General features: G+C 71.3%; 21 protein-coding genes. 8 read left to right on the forward strand and 13 right to left on the reverse strand.

Annotation, left to right across the window (positions count from 1 at the left end):
* Nucleotides 1–77 precede the first annotated feature (77 nt).
* Nucleotides 78–995: a TauD/TfdA dioxygenase family protein gene (locus AU196_RS02750; RefSeq protein WP_059093544.1), complete on the forward strand. Its 918-nt coding sequence runs from the start codon at nt 78–80 to the stop codon at nt 993–995.
* Nucleotide 996: 1 nt separating this feature from the next.
* On the opposite strand, the gene AU196_RS02755 is transcribed toward AU196_RS02750, so the two are convergent.
* Nucleotides 997–1,428: a cyclic nucleotide-binding domain-containing protein gene (locus AU196_RS02755; RefSeq protein WP_059093545.1), complete on the reverse strand. Its 432-nt coding sequence runs from the start codon at nt 1,426–1,428 to the stop codon at nt 997–999.
* A gap of 195 nt (nt 1,429–1,623) precedes the next feature.
* Here AU196_RS02755 and cobG point away from each other — a divergent pair, with 195 nt between their 5' ends.
* The 4 genes from cobG to AU196_RS02775 are packed head-to-tail and all read left to right on the forward strand — an operon-like array spanning nt 1,624 to nt 5,983.
* The gene (gene cobG / locus AU196_RS02760; RefSeq protein WP_059093546.1) at nt 1,624–2,745 is read left to right on the forward strand and encodes a precorrin-3B synthase; all 1,122 of its coding nucleotides are present in this window, start codon (nt 1,624–1,626) and stop codon (nt 2,743–2,745) included.
* Nucleotides 2,746–2,755: 10 nt separating this feature from the next.
* Nucleotides 2,756–3,382, forward strand: a complete 627-nt coding sequence (locus tag AU196_RS02765) for a precorrin-8X methylmutase (protein WP_059093583.1) — start codon at nt 2,756–2,758, stop codon at nt 3,380–3,382.
* Nucleotides 3,383–3,390: 8 nt separating this feature from the next.
* Nucleotides 3,391–4,866: a precorrin-2 C(20)-methyltransferase gene (locus AU196_RS02770; protein WP_157545994.1), complete on the forward strand. Its 1,476-nt coding sequence runs from the start codon at nt 3,391–3,393 to the stop codon at nt 4,864–4,866.
* Nucleotides 4,867–4,903: 37 nt separating this feature from the next.
* A complete protein-coding gene (locus AU196_RS02775; protein ID WP_059093584.1) occupies nt 4,904–5,983 on the forward strand; it encodes a phosphotransferase family protein in 1,080 nt (359 codons plus the stop codon).
* Here the strand turns inward: AU196_RS02775 and AU196_RS02780 are convergent.
* The 4 genes from AU196_RS02780 to dprE2 are packed head-to-tail and all read right to left on the reverse strand — an operon-like array spanning nt 5,964 to nt 9,380.
* Nucleotides 5,964–6,692, reverse strand: coding sequence for a cobalt-precorrin-6A reductase (locus AU196_RS02780; protein WP_059093548.1), 729 nt, complete (start codon nt 6,690–6,692; stop codon nt 5,964–5,966). The genes AU196_RS02775 and AU196_RS02780 overlap by 20 nt on opposite strands.
* Nucleotides 6,692–7,444: a precorrin-4 C(11)-methyltransferase gene (gene cobM / locus AU196_RS02785; RefSeq protein ID WP_059093549.1), complete on the reverse strand. Its 753-nt coding sequence runs from the start codon at nt 7,442–7,444 to the stop codon at nt 6,692–6,694. The genes AU196_RS02780 and cobM overlap by 1 nt, the downstream gene beginning before the upstream one ends.
* Nucleotides 7,441–8,613: a bifunctional cobalt-precorrin-7 (C(5))-methyltransferase/cobalt-precorrin-6B (C(15))-methyltransferase gene (locus AU196_RS02790; protein WP_059093585.1), complete on the reverse strand. Its 1,173-nt coding sequence runs from the start codon at nt 8,611–8,613 to the stop codon at nt 7,441–7,443. The genes cobM and AU196_RS02790 overlap by 4 nt, the downstream gene beginning before the upstream one ends.
* 17 nt (nt 8,614–8,630) lie before the next feature.
* The gene (gene dprE2, locus AU196_RS02795; RefSeq protein ID WP_059093550.1) at nt 8,631–9,380 is read right to left on the reverse strand and encodes a decaprenylphospho-beta-D-erythro-pentofuranosid-2-ulose 2-reductase; all 750 of its coding nucleotides are present in this window, start codon (nt 9,378–9,380) and stop codon (nt 8,631–8,633) included.
* A gap of 10 nt (nt 9,381–9,390) precedes the next feature.
* Between dprE2 and AU196_RS02800 the strand changes: the two genes are divergently transcribed.
* Nucleotides 9,391–9,840, forward strand: a complete 450-nt coding sequence (locus AU196_RS02800) for a F420-dependent biliverdin reductase (RefSeq protein WP_197415685.1) — start codon at nt 9,391–9,393, stop codon at nt 9,838–9,840.
* Nucleotides 9,841–9,843: 3 nt separating this feature from the next.
* Here the strand turns inward: AU196_RS02800 and AU196_RS02805 are convergent, their stop codons facing one another.
* Nucleotides 9,844–10,986, reverse strand: coding sequence for a M24 family metallopeptidase (locus AU196_RS02805; RefSeq protein WP_059093552.1), 1,143 nt, complete (start codon nt 10,984–10,986; stop codon nt 9,844–9,846).
* Nucleotides 10,987–11,011: 25 nt separating this feature from the next.
* Here AU196_RS02805 and AU196_RS02810 point away from each other — a divergent pair, with 25 nt between their 5' ends.
* Nucleotides 11,012–11,860 carry a hypothetical protein gene (locus AU196_RS02810; RefSeq protein ID WP_059093553.1) on the forward strand — a complete coding sequence of 283 codons (849 nt, stop codon included), beginning with the start codon at nt 11,012–11,014 and terminating at the stop codon, nt 11,858–11,860.
* Complete coding sequence (locus AU196_RS02815) at nt 11,857–12,807, forward strand: 5'-3' exonuclease (RefSeq protein ID WP_059093554.1); 951 nt, start codon at nt 11,857–11,859, stop codon at nt 12,805–12,807. Before AU196_RS02810 ends, AU196_RS02815 begins: the two co-directional genes overlap by 4 nt.
* Here AU196_RS02815 and AU196_RS02820 read toward each other — a convergent pair.
* The 7 genes from AU196_RS02820 to AU196_RS02850 form a co-directional block, all read right to left on the reverse strand.
* Nucleotides 12,804–13,595, reverse strand: a complete 792-nt coding sequence (locus AU196_RS02820; RefSeq protein WP_059093586.1) for a DUF4333 domain-containing protein — start codon at nt 13,593–13,595, stop codon at nt 12,804–12,806. The two genes, AU196_RS02815 and AU196_RS02820, sit on opposite strands and share 4 nt — an antisense overlap.
* A gap of 41 nt (nt 13,596–13,636) precedes the next feature.
* Nucleotides 13,637–16,393 carry a DEAD/DEAH box helicase gene (locus AU196_RS02825; RefSeq protein WP_059093555.1) on the reverse strand — a complete coding sequence of 919 codons (2,757 nt, stop codon included), beginning with the start codon at nt 16,391–16,393 and terminating at the stop codon, nt 13,637–13,639.
* Nucleotides 16,377–17,327: a twin-arginine translocase subunit TatC gene (gene tatC / locus AU196_RS02830; protein WP_059093556.1), complete on the reverse strand. Its 951-nt coding sequence runs from the start codon at nt 17,325–17,327 to the stop codon at nt 16,377–16,379. The genes AU196_RS02825 and tatC overlap by 17 nt, the downstream gene beginning before the upstream one ends.
* Before the next feature lie 77 nt (nt 17,328–17,404).
* The gene (tatA, locus tag AU196_RS02835) at nt 17,405–17,647 is read right to left on the reverse strand and encodes a Sec-independent protein translocase subunit TatA (RefSeq protein WP_059093557.1); all 243 of its coding nucleotides are present in this window, start codon (nt 17,645–17,647) and stop codon (nt 17,405–17,407) included.
* A 29-nt stretch (nt 17,648–17,676) separates the two neighbouring features.
* Nucleotides 17,677–18,648: a helix-turn-helix transcriptional regulator gene (locus tag AU196_RS02840; protein WP_059093558.1), complete on the reverse strand. Its 972-nt coding sequence runs from the start codon at nt 18,646–18,648 to the stop codon at nt 17,677–17,679.
* A complete protein-coding gene (locus AU196_RS02845; protein ID WP_059093559.1) occupies nt 18,645–19,625 on the reverse strand; it encodes a helix-turn-helix transcriptional regulator in 981 nt (326 codons plus the stop codon). The genes AU196_RS02840 and AU196_RS02845 overlap by 4 nt, the downstream gene beginning before the upstream one ends.
* A gap of 323 nt (nt 19,626–19,948) precedes the next feature.
* The coding region (locus AU196_RS02850; RefSeq protein ID WP_157545988.1) for an HNH endonuclease signature motif containing protein at nt 19,949–20,479 on the reverse strand (531 nt) is incomplete at its 5' end.

Raw genomic sequence — 20,479 nt, forward strand, 5'->3', positions numbered from 1 at the left:
CCCGGCGCGACGGGGGTTTCGGTTCGCCGTGAGTCAAACCATGGTGCGACCCCGGCGCGGCGGCCACCCTGACCGGCATGTCGTTACGAGTGGTGAAGCTGGGCGCGAACATCGGCGCCAGGATCGACGGGGCCCGCCTCGGCGGCGGGCTCGACCCGGCGACCGTGAGCGCGATCAATGAGGCGTTGCTCGAGCACAAGGTGATCTTCTTCCGCGGTCAGCACCACCTCGACGACGACGGACAGCTGGCGTTCGCGCGGCGGCTGGGCACCCCGACGACGGCCCATCCGACGGTGACCTCGCGCGGGCACCGGATCCTGCCGATCGACTCGCGCTACGACAAGGCCAACAGCTGGCACACCGACGTCACGTTCGTCGACCGCATCCCCAAGGCCTCGCTGCTGCGCGCGGTCACCCTTCCGGAGTACGGGGGCACCACCACGTGGGCGTCGACGGAGGCCGCCTACGACCAGCTGCCCGCGCCGCTGCGCGCGCTCGTCGAGAACCTGTGGGCCGTGCACACCAACCGGTTCGACTACGCCGCCGACTACGACGGCCGCCGTGAGGCGCTCGCCGCCACCGAACGGGAGTACCGCGAGGAGTTCGTCTCCGAGTACTTCGAGACCGAACACCCGGTGGTGCGCATCCACCCGGAGACCGGCCGCAAGGTGCTGCTGCTCGGCCACTTCATCAAGCAGTTCGTCGGCCTGGGGGTCGCCGAGTCGACCGCGCTGCTGGCGCTGCTGCAGAACCGCGTCACCAAGCTGGAGAACACCGTGCGGTGGAGCTGGGAACCGGGCGATCTGGCGGTCTGGGACAACCGCGCGACCCAGCACTACGCGGTGGCCGACTACGACGACCAGTACCGGCGGCTGAGCCGCGTCACGCTGGCCGGCGACATCCCCGTCGACGTGTACGGGCAGCGCAGCAGGGTCGTCGTCGGCGACGCGTCCGGCTACTCCGACGTGGTGGTGCCGGTCGCGCTGGCGAGCTGAGTCACTCGGTCGCCGGGGTGCCCGACATGTGACGCTCGACGGTGTCGTCCACCATTCCGCGCAGCGCGGGGATCTCGTCGAGGAGGCTGCCGAAGTCGTCGCGCTCGATGCGCAGCACCTCTGCCGGACCCGTTGTCGTCACGGTGGCGGAGCGCAGCTTCCCCTGGCGCAGCGCCGATTCACCGATGACCTCTCCCGGCGGCAGCGTCGCGATCCGGTCGCGGCCGAGGTACACCGACGCTTCCCCGCTGAGCAGGATGAAGCAGGCGTCGGACGGGGTCTGCTCGTGGATCAGCGGCCATGCCGCTGATGTCGAGGTGCGGTGCGCCGCTCGCACGAGCCGGGTGAGGTCCTCGTCGGAGAAACTCTCGAAAGCCGGGAACTCACGAAGGCGGCCGACGTCTTCTTTTTCCTGTTTGGCGCGGTCTCTCATGACGGGCTCCTGTTCCCCGGTGTAACCCTGACACCGCGGAGCCTAATGAATGGGGGGCCTCCCGCAGATCCGAACGGACGCCCGGATCCGACAATTCATGACCTGATCAAACAAATTCTGGACGAAAGTGCCGGAACACGACGCACTCGGCGACGGAGCGTGGTCCTCCGACGGGCGTTCCTAGAATGACAGCCAGTGACGACTCGATCCCGCGATCAGGACGCGTGCCCGGGTGCCCTCTCGGTGCACCGGGCCGCTGACGGCGCGCTGGCCCGGGTCCGGCTGCCCGGCGGCAGGATCTCCGGCGCCGCGCTCACCGCGCTCGCGCAGGCCGCCATCCGCTTCGGTTCACCGGATCTCGAGCTGACCTCGCGCGGCAATCTCCAGATCCGCGGCATCACCGACACCGGCGCGGTCGCCGACGCGGTCGCCGACGCGGGACTGCTGCCGTCGCCGACCCACGAGCGGGTCCGCAACATCGTCGCCTCACCCCTGTCCGGACGCTCGGGTGGGCTCGCCGACCTGCGGCACCTGATCGGCGACCTCGACGCGGCGATCCGGAACGAGCCCGTGCTCGCCGAGTCGTCCGGCCGGTTCTGGTTCGGCCTCGACGACGGTCGCGGCGACATCTCCGGCCTCGGCACCGATGTCGGTGTCCACGCCCTCGACGGCGGGAACGCGGCGCTGCTGCTGGCCGGCCGGGACACCGGTGTGCGGCTGACCCTCGACGACGCCGTGCGCGTCCTGATCGAGGTGGCGGTGCGGTTCGTGGCGATCCGGGGTAACGCCTGGCGGGTCGGCGAACTCGCCGCGCCGCAGGACCTGATCGCCGGCCTGCCGGTCACGGCCGGACCCGGCGCCACCTGGCCCGCGGTGACCCGCCCGCCGGTGGGCTGGCTGCCCCAGCACGACGGCCGGGTCAGCCTGGGCGCCGCTGTTCCGCTCGGCGTGCTGCCCGCCAGGACCGCCGAGTTCGTCGGCGCGGTCGAGGCGCCCGTGATCGTCACGCCGTGGCGGTCCTTGCTGATCTGCGACCTCGACGAAGGCGTCGCCGACGTGGCGCTGCGTGTGCTGGCGCCGATGGGGCTGGTGTTCGACGAGAACTCCCCCTGGCTCGACGTCAGTGCCTGCACCGGAAGCCCGGGATGCGATCGGTCGGCCGCCGACGTGCGCGCCGATGCGGCCGCCGCGGTCGATGATCCGACGCCGGGCCATCGCCACTTCGTCGGGTGCGAGCGCGCGTGTGGCAGCCCGCCGGTCGGCGAGGTGCTGATCGCGGGCCCGGACGGTTATCGGCCGCGCGAGCGCCCGTCGTAGGGTGAGCGGCGTGCTGGACTACATCCGCGACGCCGCCGAGATCTACCGGCAGTCGTTCGCGACGATCCGCGACGAGGCGGATCTGGCGCGATTCCCCGACGACGTGGCGCGGGTGGTGGTCCGGTTGATCCACACGTGCGGTCAGGTCGACGTGGCCGACCACGTGGCGTTCAGCGACGACGTCGTGGCCCGTGCGCACGCCGCGCTGGCCGCGGGCGCGCCCGTGCTGTGCGATTCGTCGATGGTGGCCGCCGGTATCACCCGGTCGCGTCTGCCCGCCGACAACGAGGTGGTGTCGCTGGTCGCCGACCCCCGCGCGCCCGAGCTCGCGGCGAAGCTGGGCTTCACCCGGTCCGCGGCGGCGGTCGACCTGTGGGCCGACCGGCTCGGTGGCGCGGTCCTGGCGGTGGGCAACGCCCCGACGGCGCTGTTCCGGCTGCTCGAGTTGCTCGACGAGGGTGCGCCGGTCCCGGCGGCGGTGCTGGGCGGGCCGGTCGGGTTCGTCGGGTCGGCGCAGTCGAAGGACGAGCTCGTCGCACGGCCCCGGGGTATGGCGTATCTCGTCGTCACCGGCCGGCGGGGTGGCAGCGCGATGGCGGCGGCCGCCGTGAATGCGATTGCGAGCGAACGAGAATGACCCCGTCGATGACGAAGCGCGGCACGCTGTACGGCGTCGGGCTGGGACCCGGCGACCCCGAACTCGTGACCGTCAAGGCGGCCCGGGTGATCGGGCAGGCCGACGTGGTGGCCTACCACAGTGCGCGCCACGGCCGCAGCATCGCGCGCCGGATCGCCGAACCGTACCTGCGCGGCGGTCAGCTCGAAGAGCATCTGGTCTATCCGGTGACCACCGAGGTGACCGACCATCCCGGCGGCTACGCCGGTGCCATGGAGGACTTCTACCGCGAGGCCGCCGAGCGCATCGCCGCGCACCTGGACGCGGGCCGCGACGTGGCGCTGCTCGCCGAGGGTGACCCGCTGTTCTACAGCTCCTACATGCACATGCACACCCGGCTCACCGAGCGGTTCGCCGCCGAGATCGTGCCGGGCGTGACGTCTGTGAGCGCCGCGTCGGCGGCCATCGCCACACCGCTGGTGCAGGGCGAGGAGGTGCTGACGATCCTGCCGGGCACCCTGCCCGCCTCCGAACTCGAGCGCAGGCTGGCCGACACCGACGCCGCCGTCGTGCTCAAATTGGGGCGGTCCTATCCCGCGGTGCGTGCGGCTCTGGCGGCGACGGGCCGGCTGGACGAGGCGTTCTACGTCGAACGCGCGAGCACCCCCGATCAGCGCACCCTGTCCGCGGCGGACGTCGACGGCGACGACAAGGTGCCGTACTTCTCGTTGGCGATGGTCCCCGGAGGCGCGCGCCGGCGCGCGGCGGCAGGCAGCGTCACCGTGATCGGGCTGGGGCCCGGGGCGATCGAGTGGATGACCCCGCAGAGCCGGCGCGAACTGGCCGCGGCGACCGACCTGATCGGCTACGCGCCCTACCTCGACCGGGTCGGGCTGCGCGACGGCCAGCAGCGCCACCCCAGCGACAACACCGACGAGCCGGCCCGCGCCCGGCTCGCGTGCACGCTGGCAGAACAGGGCCGCGCCGTCGCGGTGGTGTCCTCCGGGGATCCCGGGGTGTTCGCGATGGCGACCGCCGTCCTCGAGGAGGCCAAGCAGTGGCCGGGTGTCGAGGTGCGGGTGATCCCGGCGATGACGGCCGCCCAGGCCGTCGCCAGTCGCGTCGGCGCCCCGCTCGGCCACGACTACGCGGTGATCTCGCTATCCGACCGGCTCAAACCGTGGGAGATCATCGAGGCGCGCCTGACCGCGGCCGCACAGGCCGATCTGGTCCTCGCGATCTACAACCCGGCGTCGAAGACCCGCACCTGGCAGGTCGCCTCGATGCGGGATCTGCTGCTGGCCCACCGGGACCCCGGCACCCCGGTGATCATCGGCCGCGACGTCGCCGGACCGCGCGAAGAGGTCCGGGTGGTGCGGCTGGCCGACCTGGACCCCGCCGAGGTCGACATGCGCTGCCTGCTCATCGTGGGGTCGTCGCAGACCCAGTGGTACACCGGCGATGCCGGCGATCGGGTGTTCACCCCGCGTTACTATCCCGGGTGATAGTGTCACGCGTCACAGCGTGACGAAAGGCGGTGCCGTGCAGGCCCTCATCCCCGGCAAGCCCGCAGACGTCACCCCGCAGTGGCTCGGCAGCGCACTGGCCCGCGGCGGCGCGCCCGTCGACGTCGTCGGCGTCGACACCGTGCCGATCGGCACCGGACAGACCGGTGCCACCTACCGGGTGACGGTCACCTACGCCGACCCGCGCCCGGACCTGCCGTCGTCGTTCGCGGTCAAACTGCCCGCCCAGGACGAGACGGTCCGCGACCGGGTCGCGATCGGCTACCGCTCCGAGCACGCGTTCTACACCAACCTCGCCGATGTCGTGCAGATCCCGATCCCACCCTGCTACCACTGCGAGATCGCCGGCGACGGAATCGATTTCGTGCTGCTGCTCGGCGACATGGCCCCTGCGGTGCAGGGTGACCAGATCGCGGGCTGCAGCGCCGAGGAGGCACGCCTGGCGGTCGAGGCGCTGGCCGACCTGCACGGGCCGACGTGGTGCGACCCGCAGTGGGCGGACTTCCCGGGCATCGCCATGCCGAAGCCCGAACCCGCGTCGGCGCAGGGCTTCGGCGAGGTGGCGGCCATGGCGGCCGGTATGACGCTGGACCGGCTCGGCGACCGGATGCGCCCCGAGGACCGCGACACGATGACGGCCGCGATGTCGGTGGTGACGCCGTGGCTGCTGGCCGAACCGGACCGGTTCGCGGTGCTGCACGGCGACTACCGCCTCGACAACATGTTGTTCGACCCGGACCGGTCGCGGATCACGGTGGTCGACTGGCAGACGCTGGGGTCCGGACTGCCCGCGAGGGATCTGTCGTACTTCACCGCGACCAGCCTGCAGCCCGAGGTCCGCGCCGCCGTCGAACGCGACCTCGTCGGCGCGTACCACCGGCGGCTGCTCGGTCACGGGGTGACGGGTTACGACCTCGAGACATGTTGGCGTGACTACCGGTTGGGCATGCTCCAGGCACCGCTGATCACCGTGCTCGGGTGTGCGTTCGCGACGTCGACCGAACGCGGCGACGAGATGATGCTCGTGATGGCGGCCCGCGGCTGTCAGGCGATCCGCGAGTTGGGCACCCTCGACCTCATCGCACCGGCGACCTGAGCCACTCGACGGCCTCCTCGACCGTCGCCACCGTGCGGACCCCGGCCGGAAGCGGTGGCCGATCCACCATCACGACGGGGATGGCCAGGGCCGCGGCGGCATCCAGCTTCGGCCGGGTCATGTCGCCGCCACTGTTCTTGGTGACCAACGCGTCGATGCGATGGTTCCGCAGTACGGCGAGCTCGCCCTCGTAGCGGTACGGGCCGCGCGAGAGCAGCAGTTCGTGGCGCCGCGGGAGGAGTTCGGCATCGGGCGGGGTGACCGCCCGGATCAGGAACCAGGCCTCGCTGTCGCGGAAAGCGGCGACGCCGGTCCGCCCGGTGGTGAGGAAGACCCTGCCGAACCGCTGTCGCGCAACGGTTTCCGCAGCTTCCCGGTCGGTGCTCACCACGATCGCGCCGCCCGGCGCCCAGGCGGGCCGGGCCAGCAGCAGGTGCGGTAGACCCAGGTCCGAGCAGACGGCGGCGGCGTTCGCGGTGATGGTCGCGGCGAACGGATGGGTGGCGTCGACGACCGCGTCGACCGGCGTCTCGGTCAGCCAGCGGCGCATGCCGTCGACGCCGCCGAAGCCGCCGATCCGCACCTCACCCACCGGTAGCGCCGGATCGGGCACCCGCCCGGCCAGGGAACTGATCACCTCGACGTCGGGATGCAGTGCCGCGGCCAACGCCCGGGCCTCCCCCGTGCCGCCCAGCAGCAGGATCCGCATCAGTGCCGCCCGCGGCGCACGCGTCCGGACGAGTACAGATAGCTGTCGGTGCCGTCGCCGGCCAGCACGTCACCGACGACGATCACCGCGGTGCGGGTGACGCCGGCGTCGTGCATCTGGGCTGCGATGTCGGCGAGGGTGCCGCGCAGCACGATCTCCTCCGGCCAGCTCGCGAATGCCACGACGGCGCAGGGTGTCTCGGGCCGGTGGCCGCCGGCCAGCAGTTCGGGCACGATGGTGTCGATCTGCGCGGCGGCCAGGTGCAGCACCAAGGTGCCGCCCGTGCCGGACAGGGTGCGCAGGTCCTCCCCCGGCGGCATCGCCGTCGACAGCGTCGCGACCCGGCTCAGCGTGACGGTCTGCGCCACGCCGGGCACCGTCAGCTCGCGACCCAGTGCGGCCGCCGCCGCGGCGAACGCCGGGACGCCCGGCACCACCTCGTAATCGACCCTCAGCGCGTCGAGTCGGCGGCACTGTTCGGCGAGCGCGCTGTAGATCGACGGATCCCCGGAATGCAGGCGGGCGACGTCTTTTCCGGCGGCGTGCGCCCGGGCGAGTTCGTCGACGATCTGGTCGAGGGTCAGCGGACCGGTGTCGACGATGCGCGCGTCCGGCGGGCAGAGCGCCAGCAGGTCCTCGGGCATTATCGACCCGGCGTACAAGCACACGGGGCAGCGCTCGAGCAACCGCTGCCCGCGCACGGTGATCAGGTCGGCCGCCCCCGGGCCGGCCCCGATGAAGTAGACGGTCACGGCTTGACCGCCACCCATTGCGTCACCGGCATGGCGGGCCGCCAGCCGGTGAACGTGCCGACGGGCTCACCCCGATAGTGCTGGTAACGGCGCAACTCTCCACCCATCTTCGAATACCATTGCACGAGAACAGCTTCAGACTCAGCGGTGACGGTGTTGGCGACCAGCCGACCGCCGGACGCCAGCGCCGCGAGGCAACCGTCCACCAGACCGGCCGTGGTCAGGCCGCCGCCGATGAACACCGCCGACGGCAGCTCCGCATCGCCGAACCCGTCCGGCGCCGGGCCCCGCACGTCGACGTCCACCCCGTGCGCGTCCGCATTGGTCGCGATGCGCGCCCGCCGCTGTTCGTCCCGCTCGAACGCGATCGCCCGGCATCCCGGTCCGCTGCGGCACCACTCGATACCGACGCTGCCCGATCCGGCTCCCACGTCCCACAACAGCTCGCCCGGGCGCGGCGCCAACGCGGCCAGGGTCACCGCGCGCATCGACTGTTTGGTGAGCTGGCCGTCGTGGGCGAACGCGTCGTCGGACAGCACCTGCAGTCGCCGCTCCTCGGGCAGGTACCGGACCGCGATGACGTTGAGCGCGTCGATGTCGCCGGGCGGATCGGCCGCCCACGCCCCGGCGGTGGCGTCCCGTCGGCGTTCGGCCGGTCCGCCCAGCTGTTCGAGCACCGTCATCTGCGAGTCGCCCCGACCGGTGTCGGTCAGCAACCGGGCCAGCGCCACCGGGGTGGATTCGTCGCGGGACAGCACGACCGCGCGGCCGCCGCGGCGCACCGCCAGCCGGGGCGCGGCCGTCACCAGGCTGATCACCTCGGTGTCCTGGACCGCCCAGCCCAGGCGGGCGCAGGCCAGCGTCACCGACGACACGTGCGGCAGCACGGTGACCCGGTCCGCTCCGAAGGTCCGCACCGCCGTCCCGCCGATGCCGTGCAACATCGGGTCGCCGCTGGCCACGATGTGCACGTCGCCGTCCGCCGCGTCGCGGAGGGCGTGCAGCGCGGGGAGCAGCGGCGACGGCCACTCCCGGCGTTCGGCGCGTACCGTGTCGTCGAGCAGGTCGAGCTGCCGGCGTGACCCGTAAACCTTTCTCGCGCTCCGTAATTCGGCAGCCGAGACGGGTGACAACCCGGGCATGCCGTCGGCCCCGATGCCGACGACCACGACTCGGTTCACGGCTTTCACCTCGGCATCCGGCGCCACACGAACCGCGGCAGCAACCGCATGACCACCACGGCGGCGCCCAGCGACCGCGGGATCCACACCTGCCTGCGCCCTTTCGCGAGCGCGCGTACCGTCGCCTCGGCGACCTGGGCCGGGGTGCTCGACAGCGGGGCGGGGTCCATTCCGGCGGTCATCCGTCCGATCACGAATCCGGGCCGCACGAGCAGCAGGTGGACCCCCGAGCCGTGCAGCGCGTCGGCCAGCCCGTTGGCGAACCCGTCGAGCCCGGCCTTCGCCGATCCGTAGACGTAGTTCGCGCGGCGGACCCGGGCACCGGCCACCGAGGAGAACACCACCATCGCCCCGCGACCGGCCTCGCGCATGGTCGCCGCCAGCACCGTCAGCAGGCTGACCTGCGCGACGAAGTCGGTGTGCACGATCTCCGCCGCGTGGGCCGGGTCGCGCTCGGCGCGCGCCTGGTCCCCGAGGATGCCGAAGGCGACGACCGCGGTGGCGATCGGGCCGTGCTCGGAGACCAGTCTCGCCACCAACGGCGCGTGCGAGGCGAGGTCGTCGGCGTCGAAGTCGACGGTGTGCACCGCCGCAGCACCCGCCGCCCGGACGGCGCCGACCTGGTCGTCGAGCCGGTCGGCGCCGCGTGCGGCCAGCACCACCGTCGCCCCGGGTGCCAGCCGTGTCGCCACCTCGACGCCGATCTCGCTGCGGCCGCCGAAGATCACCACCGAACCGCTATCCGTGTCCTTCACGGCTGCCAGTATGTCCTGCGCTAGCGTGGGTCCCGTGGCTACATCGGGCCGCAAGGCGACCACCCGGCTCACCAGCGACGCGCTGGCGTTCCTGACCGAACGTCATCTCGCCATGCTGACCACCCTGCGGTCCGACAATTCCCCGCACGTCGTGGCGGTCGGCTTCACCTTCGATCCCAAGACCCACATCGCGCGGGTGATCACCTCCGGCGGCTCGCAGAAGGCGGTCAACGCCGAACAGCGGGGTGTCGCGGTGCTCAGCCAGGTCGACGGGGCGCGCTGGCTGTCGCTGGAAGGCAAGTCGACCGTCAACTCCGATCCCGATGCCGTCCGCGACGCCGAACTGCGCTACGCCCAGCGGTACCGCACGCCGCGGGTCAACCCGGAGCGCGTGGTGATCGAGGTGCGCGTCGAGCGGGTGCTGGGGTCCTCCCAGCTGCTCGACCGCTCCGGCGATTAGGCGCTACGCGGTGGCGGCCGGGCCGGCCGCCCCCACGACCAGGTCGTGCGGCCGGCTGTTCACCGACTCGGCGCCGTCCGCGGTGACGATCACGATGTCCTCGATGCGCGCCCCCCACTGCCCCGGGAAGTAGATGCCCGGCTCGACGCTGAACGCCATGCCCACCTCCAGCGGCAGGTCGTTACCGGCGACGATGTAGGGCTCCTCGTGCACCGACAGGCCGATGCCGTGTCCGGTGCGGTGCACGAACGCCTCGGCGAGCCCCACGGCGGCCAGCACGTCGCGCGCGGCCGCATCGATCTGCTCGGCGGTGACGCCCGGCCGCACCGCCGCGACGGCGGCCTGCTGGGCGCGCTGCAGCACGGCGTAGCGGCGCGCCACCTCGGGATCCGGCTGACCGAGGCTGTACGTGCGGGTGGAGTCGGAGTTGTAGCCGGGCTCCACAGGGCCGCCGATGTCGACGACGACGATGTCGCCGGCCCGCAACTCGCGGTCGGAGCATTCGTGGTGGGGGTCGGCACCGTGCGGGCCGGACCCGACGATGATGAACGCCACCTCCGAATGCCCCTCGGCGACAATGGCTTCGGCGATGTCGGCGGCGACGTCGGCCTCGGTGCGGCCGGCCACCAGGAACTCGGGCACCCGGGCATGCACCCGGTCGATGGCCGCGCCTGCCTTGCGCAACGCGTCGACCTCGGCGGCGTCCTTGACCATCCGCAGGCGCCGCAGCACGTCGGTGGCCAGCACCGGTATCTCGCCGAGCACCCCGGCCAGGGGCAGCAGGTGCAGCGCGGGCATCGAATCGGTCACCGCCGTACGGGCCGGGGCACCGCCGAGCGCGTCGGCGACGAGCTCATACGGGTTGTCGCCGTCGACCCAATCCCGGACCGCCACACCGAGTTCTGGGATCGCGGACTCCTTCAGCGCGGCCAACTCCAGCCGGGGCACCACGATCGTCGGGTCGCCGCCGCCGGGCAGCACCAGCGCCGTCAGCCGTTCGAAGGTCTGCGCCCGCGAACCCACCAGGTAGCGCAGGTCGTAGCCGGGCGTGATGATCAGGCCGGCCAGTCCGGCGTCAGCCGCCGCGGCCGCGGCGGCCCGGAGTCGTCGGGCATAGACATCGGTGTCGAATCGGCTGCCGGTCATGACATCGAGGCTACTGTTCTAGGCGATGCTCCGAGATATCCGCGACCTGATCGACGACCACGATGCCTACGCCGCGGAACTGCGGCGACGCTGGGGTGGCCTGCTCAGTTACCGCTACATCGGCCGGCTCTACGCCTCCATGGACCCGCGCGCGGTCGACGACACCGTGACCCTGCGCAGCGACATGCGCAACCCGACCGGCGGACTCCTGTTGTCCGTGTTGGGGATCGCGGCCCCGGAGAGCGGGCACATGTCCGATCTGGAGGCGGTGCCCAACCCGGTCGTGCACTCGTGTCAGCTCCTCGACGCCGGCCGCGACGTGCGACGGATCGAGGTGGTCTCCGAGGAGCTCAGGCGGGGCAGGCAGATGGGGTACAGCCGCGCCAAGATCGTCGACGCCGACCGGCCCGACCGCGTGCTCGCGCTGATCGAGGGTCAGGGCGTCAGCATCGGCACACCGCCGGAGGGTCTGCAGAAGATGGAGGTCGACGCGATCGAGGTCATCGACTCCCCCGAGCTGCCGCCGCTGTGGCAGGTGTTCGGCGCACACCGGCGTCCCGACGGGCATTGGGCGCTTCCCGAACTGTCCGCCGAGGTGGCCTCACCGGACGCCGCGCTGCACATCGGCCCGCAGTTCGTGGTCCTCGAGACCGCGGCCGCCGACGCCGCGGCCCGGGTCGCGGGCACCGACCTCCTGCAGGGCACGTCGTCGCACGTGATGTTCATGGCCCGCGGGAAGACGGGGCCGTTCCGCGCGGAGACCGAGCCCGTGCCGGCCGACGGGGTCGTCGCGGTGCGGGTGGTGTTGCACGACGAGGGCAACGGTGACCGCCCGATCACCAGCGCCTCCTACGTGTTCGAGGGCCGGCGATGAGCGGGCCGTTGCTGCTGCTCGACGGCGCGAGCATGTGGTTCCGCTCGTACTTCGCGCTCCCGTCGTCGATCACCGCCCCCGACGGCAGACCGGTCAACGCGGTGCGCGGATTCCTCGACACCGTCGCGATGTTGATCGGCCGGGAGCGGCCGTCCCGGCTGGTGGTGTGCCGCGACGACGACTGGCGACCCCAGTGGCGCGTCGACCTGGTCCCGTCGTACAAGGCGCACCGCGTCGCCGAGGAGCAACCCACGGGCGCCGATGTCGAGGTCGTCCCCGACGACCTCACCCCGCAGGTCGACATGATCATGGAGATGCTCGACGCGTTCGGGATCCCCCATGCCGGAGCACCCGGGTACGAGGCCGACGACGTGCTGGGCACGCTGGCCGCCGCCGAGACACGCGACCGGGTGATCGTCGTCAGCGGCGACCGGGACATGTTGCAGGTGGTGCGCGACGCTCCGGTCGAGGTGCGGGTGCTCTACCTCGGCCGCGGGATGAGCAAGGCCACGCTGTTCGGTCCGACCGAGGTCGCCGACCAGTACGCGGTGCCGAAGGAGCGGGCGGGCGCGGCCTACGCCGAACTGGCGTTGATGCGCGGGGACCCGTCGGACGGGCTGCCGGGGGTGCCGGGCGTGGGCGAGAAGACCGCCGCGACGCTGCTGGCCCAGTTCGGTTCGCTGGAGGCGATCGTGACCGCAGCCAACGACCCGAAGTCGAGGATGTCCAAGGCCTACCGCAAGAAGATGCTGGCCGCCGCCGACTACATCGAGGCGGCCGAACCGGTCGTGCGGGTGGCCACCGACGCCCCGGTCACGATGTCGACGAGGACCGACGAGTTGCCGTTGGCCGCAGCACATCCGCGCAAGGTCGCCCAGTTGGCGGGCGACCTCGGCGTGACGTCGTCGGTCGGGCGGTTGCAGAAGGCGCTCGACGCCCTGGATTAGCGCGGCCGGCCGACCTCGTAGGTGCCGTCGTCGTCCTGGAAGGTCACGGTGACTTCGCGTTTGGTGCCGTCGATGCTGACCTCGCAGTCGAACGTGGCGCCCTTCTTGACCTCGGGGCTCTCCCCGTTGTTGCACTTGACGTCGCGGACGTTCTTGGCGCCGTAGCCGTTCGACTCGTCGGTGAGGATCTGCTGCACACCGGACTGGGCGGCGTTGACGTCGAGCTTGGTCGTCACGAAGAAGCCGGGCTTCCAGAAGCCGAGCACCGCGACCAGGATGAGGATCAGCAGGACGAGGGCGCCGAGGATGCCGCCGATCACCCCCAGGGAACGCTTCGAGCCGTCCTCACCGCCCGGCGGCGGGAACGCCCCGTACTGGCCCGTCTGGCCGGGCTGGCCGTACTGCGGCGGCTGACCGTAGGGGGGTTGCTGTCCGTACTGCGGCTGCTGTCCGTACTGGGGTTGGCCGTACTGCGGCTGACCGTACTGACCGGGCTGACCGTACTGCGGCTGGCCGTACTGCTGGGGCTGACCGTACTGCTCGGTCGGCGGATAGGGCTGATACGACGGCTGCTGCTGAGTCGGCTGCTGGTACTGCGGATACTGCTGCGGTGTGTAGGCCGGGGGCTGCTGCTGCCACGAGGGGGTTTCGGACGTCCCCTGCTCGCCGCCCTGTCCGGGTGACTGCCACTGAGTGTTCGACGGGTCGCCGGCCGGCTGATCCGTGCCCGTGTCCGGTTGTTGACCGGCCCACGGCTGCGTCGGATCAGATCCCTGCGGTCCGCTCATCGTGTCTCCTTGGTCCTCGCTCGGCTCGCTGGCACCACACACTACCCCGCATCAACTGCCACGACGCCGCGTCGAATGTCGTTGATCGCGCGTTTCGCGGCGGTGCGCAGGGCGGGCGTCGGCGCCGCGTTGCGGACCTGGTCGAGCAGGTCGAGCACCTGCCGGCACCACCGCACGAAATCGCCTGCGGACAGCGGGGACCCGCCGCCTGAGGCATCCGACGCGGCCAGTGCGGTGGTCAGATCGCCGGTGGTCGCCCACCGGTAGATCGCGCTGACGAAACCCTCATCGGGCTCGCGGCCGGGGCTGAGGTGGTGGCGCCGCTCGTCGGAACGCAGGTCGGCCGACAGGCGCCGGGTCTGCGACAACGCACGGCGCACCTTCGCCGTCGGCGCCTCGTACCCGGCCGGCACGCCGGGCGTGTCGCCGCGGGACTCGAACAGCACCGACGACAGCACCGCGGCCAGTTCCGCCCCGTCGAGCCCCTCCCAGGTGCCCGCGCGCAGGCACTCCGCGACCAGCAGGTCGCTCTCGCTGTAGATCCGGGCCAGCAGGCGGCCGTCGTCGGTGACCTTCGGATCGTCGCCGGTGGTGTCGATGAACCCGCGTTCGCCGAGCAGGACGACGATCCGGTCGAAGGTGCGCGCCAGCGAGTTGGTGGCGGAGGCGACCTTCTTCTGGATCTGCGCGTTGTCCCGTTCGATGCGCAGGTACCGCTCGGCGATGCGGGCCTTGTCCTCGCGGTCGGGCAGGTGGTGGGCGGAGTGGCGGCGCATCCGGTCGCGCAGCGAGACGAGTTCGGGGTCGGTGTCGTCGTCCGGCTGGGCCCCCCTGCGCCGCCCCCGGGTCTCGGGCATCTCCATCCCGGCGGCCGCCGAGAGCAGCGCCGAGGCCAGGTCGCGGCGCACCCGCGGATTGCGGTGCTCGACGCGTTTGGGCAGCGTCATGGTGCCGACGCGCGGGGTCGCGCCGGTGTAGTCGGCCGAGGAGATGCGGCCGGCCCAGCGGTGTTCGGTCAGCACCAGAGGGCGCGGATCGTCGGTGTCGCGGGCCGATTCGAGGACGACGGCCAGCCCCCCGCGCCGCCCGTTGGTGATGGTGATGATGTCGCCGCGCCGCAACGCGCTGAGCGCGTCGTTGGCGGCCGCGCGGCGCTGCAGCCGGGACGACCGGGACTGTGCGCGTTCACGTTCGGAGATCTTCGAACGCAGCCGCACGTAGTCCAGGATCGGGGCGTCGCGGCCGCCGAGCTCGCCGGCGATCTCGTCGAGCATCCGTTCACCGCGCTCGACCCCGCGGCGCAGACCCACCACGGAGCGATCGGCCTGGTACTGGGCGAACGACTGCTCGAGCAGCTGGCGCGCCTGCGCCGGGCCCATCTGATGGACCAGGTTGATGGTCATGTTGTACGACGGCGCGAACGAACTGCGCAGCGGGAACGTGCGCGTCGAGGCGAGCCCGGCCACCTCGACGGGTTCCACGTCGGGGGTCCAGAGCACCACCGCATGGCCCTCGACGTCGATGCCGCGGCGCCCTGCCCGCCCGGTCAACTGCGTGTACTCCCCCGGCGTCAGCGGCATGTGCTGTTCGCCGTTGAACTTGATCAGCCGCTCGAGCACCACGGTGCGGGCGGGCATGTTGATGCCCAATGCCAGTGTCTCAGTGGCGAAGACGGCCTTGACCAGACCGGCGGTGAACAGTTCCTCGACGGTGTGGCGGAAGACCGGGAGCATGCCGGCGTGGTGGGCGGCCAGCCCGCGCAGCAGGCCCTCGCGCCATTCGTGGTAGTCGAGCACGATCAGATCGGCCTCGGCGAGGTCGGCGCAGCGGCGGTCGATCACCTCGGCGATGCGTGCGCGCTCCTCGTTCGTCGTCAGCCGCAGCGGCGACCGCAGACACTGCTTGACCGCGGCATCACAGCCGGCCCGGGAGAACACGAACGTGATCGCCGGCAGGAGACCTTCGCGGTCCAGGGCGGCGATCACGTCCGGCCGGGCGGGCGGCCGGTAGATCGTGGGCCGGCTGCGGTGCGCCGAGCGCCCCCTACCGCGCGGCTGCCAGTCGGCGAGGCGGTCGGCTTCGCGCCGATGGGCGATGTGGCGCAGCAGTTCGGGGTCCACGATGAGTTCACGGCCGCTGCGTGCCGGGCTGTGCGCGCGGTAGTCGAACAGATCGAACAACCGCTTACCGACCAGCACGTGCTGCCACAGCGGAACCGGCCGGTGCTCGTCGACCACCACGGTGGTGTCGCCGCGCACCGTCTGGATCCAGCCGCCGAACTCCTCGGCGTTACTCACCGTCGCCGAGAGGCTGACCAGCCTGACCTCGTCGGGCAGGTGCAGGATCACCTCTTCCCACACCGCACCGCGCATCCGGTCGGCCAGGAAGTGCACCTCGTCCATCACCACGTGCGACAGGCCGTGCAGCGCAGGCGAATCCGCGTACAGCATGTTGCGCAGCACTTCGGTGGTCATCACGATGATGTCGGCGTCGCCGTTGATGGACTGGTCGCCGGTGAGGAGCCCGATCTTCTCGGCCCCGTACCGGCGGACCAGGTCGGCGTGCTTCTGGTTGCTCAGCGCCTTGATCGGGGTGGTGTAGAAGCACTTGCCGCCGGCGGCCAGCGCGAGGTGCACGGCGAACTCGCCGACGACGGTCTTGCCGGCGCCGGTCGGCGCGCACACGAGCACGCCGTGCCCGCTTTCCAGCGCCTCGCAGGCGCGGATCTGGAACGGGTCGAGCGTGAACGGCAGCGCCGCGGAGAACGCGGCGAGTTGGGTGTCAGGTGGATTCGTCATGAATCGTGGATCGGGACGGGGTCGACACCGCGCTGGGCGGTTCGATCGGTTCGACGCCGCCGATCGGCGCGGCCTCGTCCTCCGGCACGGTCTCGGCGGCCTCCCGCTTCGCCTTGCGCTTGTCGTGGATCCGGGCCACCTGGATCGCGAACTCGAGCAGCACGGTCAGCGCGCACGCCAGCGCGAGCATCGAGAACGGGTCCGAGCCGGGCGTGAAGAACGCGGCGAACACGAACAGCGCGAAGATGAGCCCGCGGCGCCACGCCTTGAGGCGCTCGTAGGGCAGCATCCCGATGAAGTTGAGCATCACGATCAGCAGCGGGAACTCGAAGCTGAAGCCGAACACCAGCAGCAGGTTGATCAGGAAGCCGAAGTACTGGTCACCGGAGAGCGCAGTCACCTGGACGTCGCTGCCGACGGTGAGCAGGAAGCCCAGCGCGGTGGCGAGCACCACGTACGCCAGGATCGCGCCCGCGATGAACAGCACCGCCCCGATGCCGACGAAGGCCATCGCGAAGCGGCGTTCGTTGCGGTACAGGCCGGGGGTGATGAACGCCCACAGCTGGTGCAGCCACACCGGGCAGGCCAGCACGATGCCCGCCATCAGCGCCACCTTCAGGCGCAGCATGAACTGGTCGAACGGCGCGGTGGCCAGCAGCCGGCACTCGCCGTCGTCGGTGATCGAGGCCCGCGCGTAGTCGGGCAGTGCGCAGTACGGGCCGCGCAGCCATTCGCCCAGGCTGTGGAAGCCGAGGATGCCGTGGCTGTACCAGAAGAAACCGAGGATGGTCGTCAGCACGATCGCGGCGGCCGCCACGAGAAGCCGGTTGCGCAGTTCGTGGAGGTGCTCGACCAACGACATGGTGCCGTCGGGGTTGACTCGGGCGCGGCGTTGCCGCGGGTTGAGCCGCTTGAGGAATCCGGGGGTTTGCACGTGTAGTTGCCTAGGGGCCGCCGACGGACGCCGCCTGACGACGCGGCGTCAGGCCGCGTGGGACGGAAAGCGTGAGGTCAGGCCGACCGTTTGTCGGGTTGCTCGGCCGTCGGGTTGGCGGTGTCGACGCGCTCGGAGGCGATCGGTGTGGCCGACGCGTTGTCCGTCTTGCCCTCCGCCTGCATCTCCTTGATCTCCGATTTGAAGATCCGCATGGACTTGCCCAGTGAACGCGCAGCATCCGGCAGTTTCTTGGCGCCGAACAGCAGCACGAACACCGCGATGACGATTACCCAGTGCCAGGGTTGTAGACCGCCCAATGTGCACCTCCTCGAAGTCGTCGCCGAGTCTACCCGCCGGCGGGGTCGTTCTCGTAGGCGAGCAACGCCGCGGCGGCCGATTGCCGCACTCTGTCGGCGAGCGCCTGCGGTTCGAGCACCCGCACCGCCGAGCCGAAGCCGAGCACGAAGCGGGCCATCCACTCGTCGGAGGCATACGTCATCGCGGCCTCGCAGGCGCCGTCGGCCAGCTCTCGCACCACGCGCAGGGGGTAGTAGTCGAACATCCAGGACGCGGAACGGTCGATGAGCAGCGTGGCCGACGGTAGCGCCGGATCGGCGTCGAACAGCGACGTGTCCGGACCGGCCTCGACCGCAGGCGTGGGCGGTGCGGCGGGTTCGTCGAGGACGCGGGCTTCGACGATGCGGTCGAACCGGAACAGCCGCACCCCTTCGGCCGAGCGGCACCAGGCTTCGAGATAGGTGTGGTCGGCGACGAGGATCACGCGGATCGGGTCGACGACCCGGCTGGTGAGGATGTCGTGCGAGGCGGAGTAGTACTCGATCATCAGCGCGCGGGCATTGCGGACCGCGGTGCGGACGGCGGCGGCGGCCTCGCTCTCCACCGGTGCGGGTTCGTCGACGGCGGTGACCGCGTCGTCGTGTCCGGCGGCGCCGGCGGCCTGCTCGATCTTGGCGATGGCGCTGCGGGCCGCCTCGGGGTCCACCATGCCGGGCACGTCGACGAGCGCGCGCAGCGCGACCAGCACGCCGGTGGCCTCCGGTGAGGTGAGGCGCAGCGGCTGGTCGATACCGGCGGAGAAGGTGACCTCGATGGTGTCGCCGGAGAACTCGAAGTCGATGAGGTCGCCGGGCCCGTAGCCGGGCAGGCCGCACATCCACAGCTGGTTCAGGTCGTCCTGCAGTTGCTGGACGGTGACACCGAGGTCGGAGGCGGCTTCGGCGTAGGTGATCCGGGGGTTGGCCTGGAAGTACGGGACCATGTTGAGCAGCCGGACCAGCCGGGTCGAGACGTCGCTCATGCGGTGGCCTGCGCTCTGAGTCGGGCGATGACGTCGTCGCGCAGCGACTGCGGTTCGAGTGCGACGGCGTCGGCGCCGTGACTGGCGACCTCGCGGGCCAGCCGGTCGAACATGCCGATCTCGACGGTCACCACCTCACCGGGGCGGCCGCCGAGGGTCATCGGACCTTCGACGACGGCCTGGCGGCGCAGGGCGGTGGCGCGGCCGTCGGCGACCCAGACGCGGGCCTGGGCGCCGGTGGGCCATTCCGCGACGGCACGGTGGACGAGCTCGCGCAGGTCGACGTCGGCGGGTTTGTGGACCGCGCCGGGCGGGCCGATGGTGGCGACGTCGTCGGCGATGCGGGACAGACGGAAGGTGCGGGGGGCGTCGCGGTCGCGGTCGTGGCCGACGAGGTACCACCGGCCACGGTGGGTGACGACGCCCCAGGGTTCGACGGTGCGGGTGGTGTAGGGCTCGGAGCGGTCCCGACGGTGACCGAACTGGACGGCCTGTCCGGTGTCGATGGCCTGGAGCAGAGTGCGCAGGGTCTCTTCGTTGCCGCGGACCCCAGGCAGAGTGGCGGTGGAGATGGCGACACTGTCGGCGGGGTCGACGTCCACGCCGGCGGCGCGCAGTTTGAGCAGGGCCCCCTGGGTGGCGGTGATGAGTTCGGGTGACTCCCACAGTTGGGTGGCGACCGCGACGGCGGCGGCTTCGTCGGCGGTGAGTTCGACCGCGGGCAGGGCGTAGGCGTCGCGGTTGATGCGGTAGCCCTCGGTGGGGTCGAACTGCGAGACGCGCCCGGTCTCCAGTGGGATGCCGAGGTCACGGAGTTCGTTTTTGTCCCGCTCGAACATGCGGGAGAACGCCTCGTCGCTGGGGCTGTCGGCGTAGCCGGCGACGACCTGGCGGATGCGATCTGCGGTGATGAACGTGCGGGTCGAGAGCAGCGCGATGACCAGGTTCATCAGCCGTTCGACTTTGGAGGTCGCCACTCGTAAGAGCTTAAGGCGTCGGGCGGTTGGTCAGGCTCGGCGACGCGGTTCGTAGCTGACGGGGGCCCGCGATGAGCGCGTCGGTCGGCCGGCCGGTCCCAGACGTGCGCCCAGCGCGCGCGTCAGCGCTTGCGTCCGGTGACCGACGATCGGGGGACGCTGAGGCGCGTTGGCCGCACCGTGGGGTCGCGCGCTGCGGGGTCGTCACTTCCGGATGACTCCGGTTCGGGCTCGGTGTGATGGCACCGACGGGTGACGCCACGGATAACCCTGTGCGCGAGGCTTTCCCGAACTTTGTGCTCGCGACGCCCCACGGGCGCGGCTCAGTTGGTGGTGGGTGGCGGGGGTTGGTATGGGGTGTACCACCACCAGTCGGCGCGTTCGCCGGATGGTCCGCGGTAGGGCGGCACCGTGGGCGGGGGGTGATTCGGCGGACGCGCGAGGGAACCGTTTCCGAGTTTTCGGCCGGTGGCGTCGGTGACGGTGAGCTCCGATGCGGGTCCGGTGATGGTGATGACCCCGCGGTGGTGCAGCCGGTGATGGTAGGGGCAGAGCAACACGAGGTTGTCCAGATCGGTGGCCCCACCGTCTTCCCAATGCTGGAGGTGGTGGGCGTGCAACCCGCGGGTGGCCCCACAACCCGGGACCACGCAGGTGGAATCGCGGTGCTCGAGCGCACGCCGCAGGCGGCGATTGATCAGCCGGGTGGTGCGCCCGGCGCCGAGGGGTTGGCCGTCACGTTCGAACCAGACCTCGCAGGTGGCATCACACCCTAGATAGCGGCGATCGGCATCCGACAGCAGCGGGCCGAGGTGGAGGGCGGCGATGCGGTCTTTGATGTCGAGATGCATGAC

Source organism: Mycobacterium sp. IS-1742, from assembly GCF_001500125.1.
In the GTDB taxonomy this organism is placed as follows: Bacteria; Actinomycetota; Actinomycetes; order Mycobacteriales; family Mycobacteriaceae; genus Mycobacterium.